The 7,370-nt window shown below is 73.3% G+C and carries 5 protein-coding genes and 2 pseudogenes; 5 read left to right on the forward strand and 2 right to left on the reverse strand.

From position 1 onward, the window contains the following. Positions 1–32: 32 nt before the first annotated feature. A pseudogene (locus ACWD3D_RS30745) lies at positions 33–2,063 on the forward strand (ATP-binding protein); the annotation flags it as partial. Between the two features lie 206 nt (positions 2,064–2,269). Beyond that, positions 2,270–2,971, forward strand: coding sequence for a DUF4232 domain-containing protein (locus ACWD3D_RS30750; RefSeq protein ID WP_451464026.1), 702 nt, complete (start codon positions 2,270–2,272; stop codon positions 2,969–2,971). A gap of 67 nt (positions 2,972–3,038) precedes the next feature. Here the strand turns inward: ACWD3D_RS30750 and ACWD3D_RS30755 are convergent, their stop codons facing one another. Continuing rightward, positions 3,039–4,886, reverse strand: a complete 1,848-nt coding sequence (locus ACWD3D_RS30755) for an NHL domain-containing thioredoxin family protein (protein WP_451464027.1) — start codon at positions 4,884–4,886, stop codon at positions 3,039–3,041. Between the two features lie 84 nt (positions 4,887–4,970). Beyond that, positions 4,971–5,450, reverse strand: a complete 480-nt coding sequence (locus ACWD3D_RS30760) for a hypothetical protein (RefSeq protein WP_451464028.1) — start codon at positions 5,448–5,450, stop codon at positions 4,971–4,973. 313 nt (positions 5,451–5,763) lie between these two features. On the opposite strand from ACWD3D_RS30760, the gene ACWD3D_RS30765 reads away from it, so the two are divergent. From ACWD3D_RS30765 to ACWD3D_RS30775, 3 genes and pseudogenes are all read left to right on the forward strand, one after another. Further along, the gene (locus ACWD3D_RS30765) at positions 5,764–6,264 is read left to right on the forward strand and encodes an LURP-one-related/scramblase family protein (RefSeq protein ID WP_451464029.1); all 501 of its coding nucleotides are present in this window, start codon (positions 5,764–5,766) and stop codon (positions 6,262–6,264) included. 120 nt (positions 6,265–6,384) lie between these two features. Further along, entirely contained in the window at positions 6,385–7,032 is a 648-nt protein-coding gene (locus ACWD3D_RS30770) for an RNA polymerase sigma factor (protein ID WP_451464030.1), read from the forward strand. A gap of 77 nt (positions 7,033–7,109) precedes the next feature. After that, a pseudogene (locus tag ACWD3D_RS30775) lies at positions 7,110–7,370 on the forward strand (hypothetical protein); the annotation flags it as partial.

Below are 7,370 nucleotides of genomic sequence, written 5' to 3' on the forward strand. Positions count from 1 at the left end.
CACCTTGTGGGTGAGCAGGATGAACATCGCCTGGAACACCGCGGAACGGCTCGGATCGTGCTGGAGCCCCAGCCGCGGTGCCCGTACCCGCCGCGGTACCGCGCGCCACCGGCCGGCCGGCCGCCGACGCCCACCCCGCCGTGCCGCACCCGGCCGATCTGCTGCCGCGCGCACCCCGCGGCTTCCACGGGCGCACGGCCGAACTGGCCGCGCTCACCCGGGCCGCCGCGGGTGAGGCCCCGGTATGCCTGGTGACCGGGCCCGCCGGGGTCGGCAAGACCTCGCTGGCCCTCCAGTGGGCCCACCACAACCCCGCCGCCTTCCCGGACGGGCGGCTCTTCGCCGATCTGCGCGGGTTCAGCGAAACGGGCGAGGCCCGACCGGGCGACGTGCTGCGCGAGTTCCTGCTCGCCCTCGGCGTGGCACCGCGCCGCGTCCCGGAGTCCGTCCACGCCGCGGCGGCCCTCTTCCGCTCCCTGACCGACCGGCGCCGGCTGCTCGTGGTCCTCGACAACGCCCGCGACTCCGCCGCCGTCCGCACCCTGCTACCGGGCGGGGCCGACTGCGTCACGGTCGTCACCAGCCGCAACCGGCTGGAAGGGCTCATCGCCTCCGACGCCGCCAGGCCCGTACCCCTCGACACCCTCCGGCCGAAGGACGGCACCGCGCTCCTCGCCGGGGTGCTCGGCGAGGAGCGGGTCCACGCCGAACCCGTCGCGGCCCGACGCGTCGCCGAACTCTGCGGAGGGCTTCCGCTCGCCCTGCGGGTCACGGCCGCCCGGCTGGCCGGACGTCCGCACCGGACTCTGGCGGGGCTGGCCGACGAACTGGCCGACGAACGCGGGCGGCTGGCCTGCCTCGACGTGGACGACGTCGGTGTCTCGGCCGCCCTGCGGCTGACCGTGCAGCAGCTCCCGCCGGACGCCGCGCACCTCCTGGCCCGGCTGGGCCACCATCCGGGCGGCCACGTCGACCCGTACTCCTGTGCGGCCCTCGCGGGCACCGCTCCCCAGGCCGCCGCGACCGCCCTGGAACGCCTGGGCTCCGCGCACCTCGTCACGGAGGCCGCCCCGGACCACTGGGTGCTGCACGACCTCGTGCGTCTGTACGCCCGCGGCCTGGACCCGGCGTCCGGACCCGAGGCACTGATCGGCGTCCTCGACCACTATGTCGCCACCGCCCTCGCGGCCTCCGACGCCGCGGAACCCGGCGGTGAGCCCTGCTTCGTGCTGCCTGCGGACCACCATCACCCCGTCGCAGTACGGGACTTCGCGGACCGGTCCGCGGCGATGCGCTGGCTGGCCGCCGAACGGGACGACTTGGCCCGCGCGGCCGTCGCCGCCCGGCAGGCGGGCCTGCACGACCGGGCCTGGCGCATCGTCCTCCTCCAGTGGCCGCAGGTGGTGTGGCGGGTACGGGACAGCTGGGCCCCCCTGCTGGAACTGGCCCTCGACTCCGCGCGCGAGGAGAAGGACCCGTACGCCGAGTCGAGGGTGCTCAACCTCCTGGGATGGGTCCTGACGGAAGAGGGCAGGACCGCCGAGGCCGCCGCGCTCCTGGCGCGTTCGCCGGGCCTCGCGCGGCAGGCGGGTGACCGGCTGGGCGAGGCGACGGCGCTGATCAACCTGGCGGCCGTCCAGGCCGAGCTGGGCGATCTCGACACGGCGCTGGAGGGCTGCGGGCGCGCGGTCGCCCTGGCGCGCGAGGAGCGGGACCGGCACACGGAGCTGCTCGCCCTCCAGCACCTGGCCCGGCTCCAGCTCACCGCCCACCGCCCCGCCGACGCGCTCGCGTCCACGCGTGCGGCCCTGGAGCCGGGCCCCGGGCCCGAGGAGGCCGCCCGCCGCACCCTGCTGCTGACCGTCGCCGGTGAGGCCCGGCTGGCGCTCGGCGAGGAGGACGAGGGAATCCGCCTCCTGGACCGGGCGGCCCAGGAGGCGGAACACGCCGACTACGACGAGGGAGCGGTACGCGCCCTGGAGGTCCTGCTGCGCGTCTCGGCACGGGCCGACTACCGGAGCCGCCACTGGCTGGCGCTGCGCAGGCTCACCGACGGGAGCTGAACCGGGCGGTGCTCCCGGTGGAGGGGCGACTCCCGGACGGGCGGCTTCCGGACGCCGAAGCGCGACCGGGCGGGGGCGTCAGCAGGACGTCAGCGGGACAGCAGCGGAACGTGAGCGACGGGACCCAGACTCATGGATGTCAGCAGCTCACAGGCGTGACGGCTCGGCCGTCCGCCGTCCTCTCACCACTTCCGGGGGAACCTCCCATGCGCGCGTCCGTCTTCCGCAGCCGCACCACCGTCCTCGCCGCCGCGGCCACCGCCGCCCTCGCCCTCACGCTCACCGCGTGCGACGACGACTCCGCCACCAAGTCCGCGGACGCCGCGTCCACCGGAGCGGCCCAGGAGGGATCGGCCGTGCCCGCCGCTTCGGCGGACCCCACGCAGGAGGCGGGCTCCGCGCAGAGCTCCGGTGCCACGAAGGGCGCCGGCACGGACCAGGCCGCCGCCACCACGACCGGTGGCGGCGGGACCGACGCGTCCTCCGCCACCCCGGCCTGCACCACCAAGGGCCTCACGATCAGCGCCCAGGTCCAGGACGGACCGCCCTACACCCACATCGTGCTGACCGCGAAGAACACCTCGGGGCACAGCTGCCTGATGCCGGGCTTCCCCGAGATCCGGTTCCTGGAGAACGCCCTCGGCGCCGCGCCCGCGGTCGCCAAGAGCAAGCCCGCCGACGCCGTCGTGCTCACCGCCGGCGCCCCCGCGTACGCGGTGGTGCGGCTGTCGGACGGCGGGACGGACGAAGACGTCAGGAACGCCGAGGACTTCACCATCACCTTCCCGGGCGGCGCCGGCATGGCCACCGTGAAGGCCCCGAACTCCGGCGGGATCTCCGTCGACCCGGCGAAGTGGGCGACCGGCTACTGGACACCCGAACTCCGCAACGGCGCCGACGAGTTCTGAGATCCCGCCGGGCGGCCTCGGGCCGGGGTGTTCCCCCGGCCGCGCGCCGCCCGACAGGCTCCGGAGATCAGCCCTGCTCGTCCATCCCGGCCAGCACCAGCGGCAGCCGGGCCACGCCGTCCGCCGTCACCACGACCGGTACGCCCCAGTCCTGCTGGTGGACGTGGCAGGCCGGGTACTCGTTCGCCGGGTCGTCGTCGCACGACGCCGCCATCGCCGAGACGTGCAGGATGCCCTCGGTGATCCCGTCCGCGAGGACCAGGTCGCGGAAGAGGTCCGTGCCCGCGCCCGAGCCCTCGGCGAGCAGCTCCGGCGGGGTCGAGGAGACCAGCAACCGGGTGGAGGGGCCGTACCGCAGGTCGAGCTTCTGACCGGCCGGCGCCTGGAAGACCACGTCCAGCCGGAGGCTCCCGGCGGCGACCTCGGTGGCCGCGCGCTGCGTGCGGTGCGCACCGCCGTCGACCCGCAGGGCCTCCTCGGGCAGTCGCAGCCGGGTCAGCCGGTGCCCCGCCGACTCCACGACCACCAGGTCGCCGTCGACCAGCACGGCGTCGCTCGGCTCACGCAGGTCGGTTGCGAGGGTGGTCACCTCGCCACTCGCCGGGTCGAAGCGCCGCAGCGCGTTGTTGTACGTGTCCGAGACCGCCACCGAACCGTCCGGCAGGGCCGTGACACCCAGCGGGTGCTGGAACAGCGCCTGGTCGGCGGCCCCGTCCCGGTGCCCGAAGTCGAAGAGGCCGGTGCCCACCGCCGTGGTCACCACGCCCGCGCGGTCCACATGACGCAGCGCCGAGGTCTCGGAGTCGGCGATCCACAGCCGCTCACCGTCGGTGGAGACCGCGAGCCCGGAGGGCTGCGCGAACCACGCCTCGGCCGCCGGACCGTCGACGAGACCCTCGTTGGTGGTGCCCGCCGCGACCTCGACGGTGCGGCTCTCGGGGTCGTACGTCCACAGCTGGTGCACGCCCGCCATGGCGATCCAGAGGCGGTCGCCGAACCAGGCGATGTCCCACGGCGAGGAGAGGTCGACCTCGCGCGCCGGACCGGAGGTGGCGGAACCCTGCCACCACTGGTTGCCGGTGCCGGCGAGCGTCACCGTGACGCCGGTGGTGAGGTCCAGGGCGCGCAGCGCGTGGTTGACGGTGTCGGCGACGGCGATCCGGCCGTCCGGCAGCACGGTGAGGCCCTGGGGCTCGCTGAACCGCGCCTCGTCCCGGCCGCCGTCGGTGAAGCCGCGCTCGCCGGTGCCGTAGTGGCCGCGTACCGTCTCGCCGTCCGCCTCCAGCTCGACCAGCCGGTGCCGGGTGGTGTCCGAGACCAGGAAGCCGCCGTCCGGCAGCAGCAGCGCCTTGCCGGGGAAGCGCAGGTGGGTCGCGACCGGCTCGGGCGCCACGTACGGCCCGTCCCCGCGCCGCAGCGTGCCCTTCGCCGCGTGCTCCGCCTCCAGCTCGTCCACCAGCTTCGCGATGGCGTGGGCGTGGCCCTCACCGGCGTGCTGGGCGACGACGTACCCCTCGGGGTCGATCACCACGAGCGTCGGCCAGGCGCGGACCGCGTACTGCTTCCACGTCGCGAGCTCCGGGTCGTCCAGCACCGGGTGGTGCACCTCGTACCGCTCCACCGCGTCCACGACGGCCTGGTGCTCCGCCTCGTGCACGAACTTCGGCGAGTGCACACCGATGATCACCACGGTGTCGCGGTGCTTCTCCTCCAGCTCGCGCAGCTCGTCGAGCACGTGCAGGCAGTTCACACAGCAGAAGGTCCAGAAATCGAGGACGACAATGCGTCCTCGCAGGTCAGCGAGGGTGTACTGCTGGCCACCCGTGTTCAGCCAGCCGCCCTTGCCGATGAGCTCGGGGGCGCGGACACGGGCACGGTGGGGCGCGGGGGTGGGCGCCGGGACGGCATCGTTCATGCCTCAAGGGTGCCACTCGCGGCAGCGTCGCCGATCACGGGTGGTGGCGGGTGGCGGCATGGGCAGGACGGGCTTCCGGCGGGCTCAGCTGCCGAGGAACACCTCGCACGTCCCCGACCGCTCGACGACCGCCGCGTACACCGCCCACAGCTTCGACCCCTTCGCCCGGACGTAGGCCGGGTCGGCGTCCAAGGGGAACCCCGCCTCCAGAACGTCCGTCTCCACCGCGTCGGGGGTCTTCCTCCCGGCGGAGACGAGCTGGTTCTCCCGGGCGAAGGCCGGAACACCGTCGCAGGACATCGAGAACTCGACACGGAACGGGTACCCGTCCAGCGCCTTGAGCGCACCGTAGGTGATCTCCTCGGCCTCCTCGGGCAGGCGGACGCCGTAGTCGGACAAGGCTTCGCGCAGATCGACGTCGGCGGTGTCCGCCGGAGACTCGTACGGGAAGGGCCCGGCGTGCTCGGCGGAGTGCAGGCCCTCCGGATCGCAGGCGGTCAACCCGCCGACGAGAAGTGCCACACCCACGGACAACGCCGGTATCCGCTTCAGGCGGTGGATCACGGTCTCTCCTCAGGGCTGTCGGGCGTCCGGCAGGCGGCTGTCCCGCGGTACGCGGCACGCGACGGACCGGTGCGGACGCGGCTCCGACGAGGTGCGTCCCGGCCCCTCTTCACGACCTCGACTCCGCGGCGCCCGGCCCTGGTTCCCACCGCGCGCGAAGCGGCACGGACCGTCGCCGGAGCCGGTGCCGGTGTTCATGCCGTGTTCACCCCGCGCTCCCCTCCGGCGCGGGTACGGGGTCCGGCCGCCGCGGTGCTCCGGCACCTCGCGCGCCCCCATGCATTCCCCGCACGCCTCCGGGAACCTGTGCTCCATGAGACTTCTCGTACGCGAGCGACTTTTCTCCATCGGCGACGACTACTGGATCGAGGACACCGAGGGCCGCAAGGTGTTCCTCGTCGACGGCAAGGCCATGCGGGTACGCGACACCTTCGAGCTGAAGGACGCGAACGGCCGGGTCCTCGTGGAGCTGCGGCAGAAGCTGATCAGCATCCGCGACACGATGATCATCGAGCGCGACGGCGAAGAGCTGGCCCGGGTCAAGAAGAAGCACCTGTCGCTGCTCCGCAACCACTACCGGGTGGTGATGGCCGACGGCACCGAGCTCGACGTCAGCGGCAAGATCCTGGACCGCGAGTTCGCGATCGACTACGACGGTGAGCTGCTGGCCCAGATCTCCCGGCGCCGGCTCAGCATCCGCGACACCTACGGCATCGACATCGTCCGCGAGGACGCCGACGCCTCGTTGCTGATCGCGGTCGCGATGTGCGTGATCGTGCTGGCGGAGAAGGACCACGACGAGGACGACGACTGAGGAACAGGGGGCGGGGGACGGGTGGTTCCTCCGTCTCCTTCGCAGCGGGGCCGGATTCGGCCGGCGGAACGGATCCGGCTCGGCGGGAACCTTGGTGCGGTTGCCGGACACGTACAGAGAATGGAACTGAACGACGCTGGTCCCACCCTCCCGGTCGGAGGGACATCCGACCGGGAACTGTGGGCGCGGGCCGTCGAAGGCGACCGGGAGGCGTTCGGTCGGATCTTCGACCGGCATGGCAAGACCGTCTACAACCACCTCTTCCGTCGGACGGCCGACTGGTCCGAGGCTGAAGACCTCACGTCGACCGTGTTCCTGCACGCCTGGCGCAGGCGGTCGGAGACCGTACTGGACCGTGACTCGGCCCTGCCGTGGCTGCTGGGCATCGCCGACCGCCTGCTGTCGAACACCAGGCGCCGGCTCAGACGGGCCGAAGCGCTGTTCCACCGGCTCGTCTCGCACGACGAGCCGGTGGTCGACCACGCGGACCGCATCGCCGTCATGGTCGACGACGAGCGTCGGATGTCGGCGATCCACCGGGCGTTGGCCCGGCTACCGCGCCACGAACGCGAGGTCGTCGAACTCTGCGTGTGGTCCGGCCTGGACCAGCAGGCGGCTGCGGCATCGCTCCAGGTGGCGGTCGGGACCGTGAAGTCCCGGCTGCACCGTGCGCGGCGGAGGCTGGGCGCCGACCTCATGGGCGGCACCGCGGTTCCGGCGTCATTCGGTTCCAGGCATCCCGTCAACTCGGAGGAAGTCGCACGATGAGTGGCACACGAGGCATTCCCGCGGCTCCCTCCGATCGTGATCTGCCGGACCACCGGCGGACCCGAGAGGAACTACTGATGACGATCGAAGCAGAGGACAACCGCGGATCGCTGCGACGCAGATGGGGAGTCCCCCTGGGGGTCGCCACCGGTGTCGCCGCGATGAGCGTGGGGGCAGTGGCCGTCTTCGGCGGGGCGGGAGACGCAGCTCCACGTCTCGCCTCCCCCGCGAGCAGCGGCGGAACGCCGTTCCACTGCTGCGAGCCGCCCATGAACTGGCCGACCTCGTGGATGCCGGAGAAGTTCTGGATCGCGCCACAGGCGACCAGGATCAGCGCG

Source organism: Streptomyces sp. NPDC002690 (genome assembly GCF_053592415.1).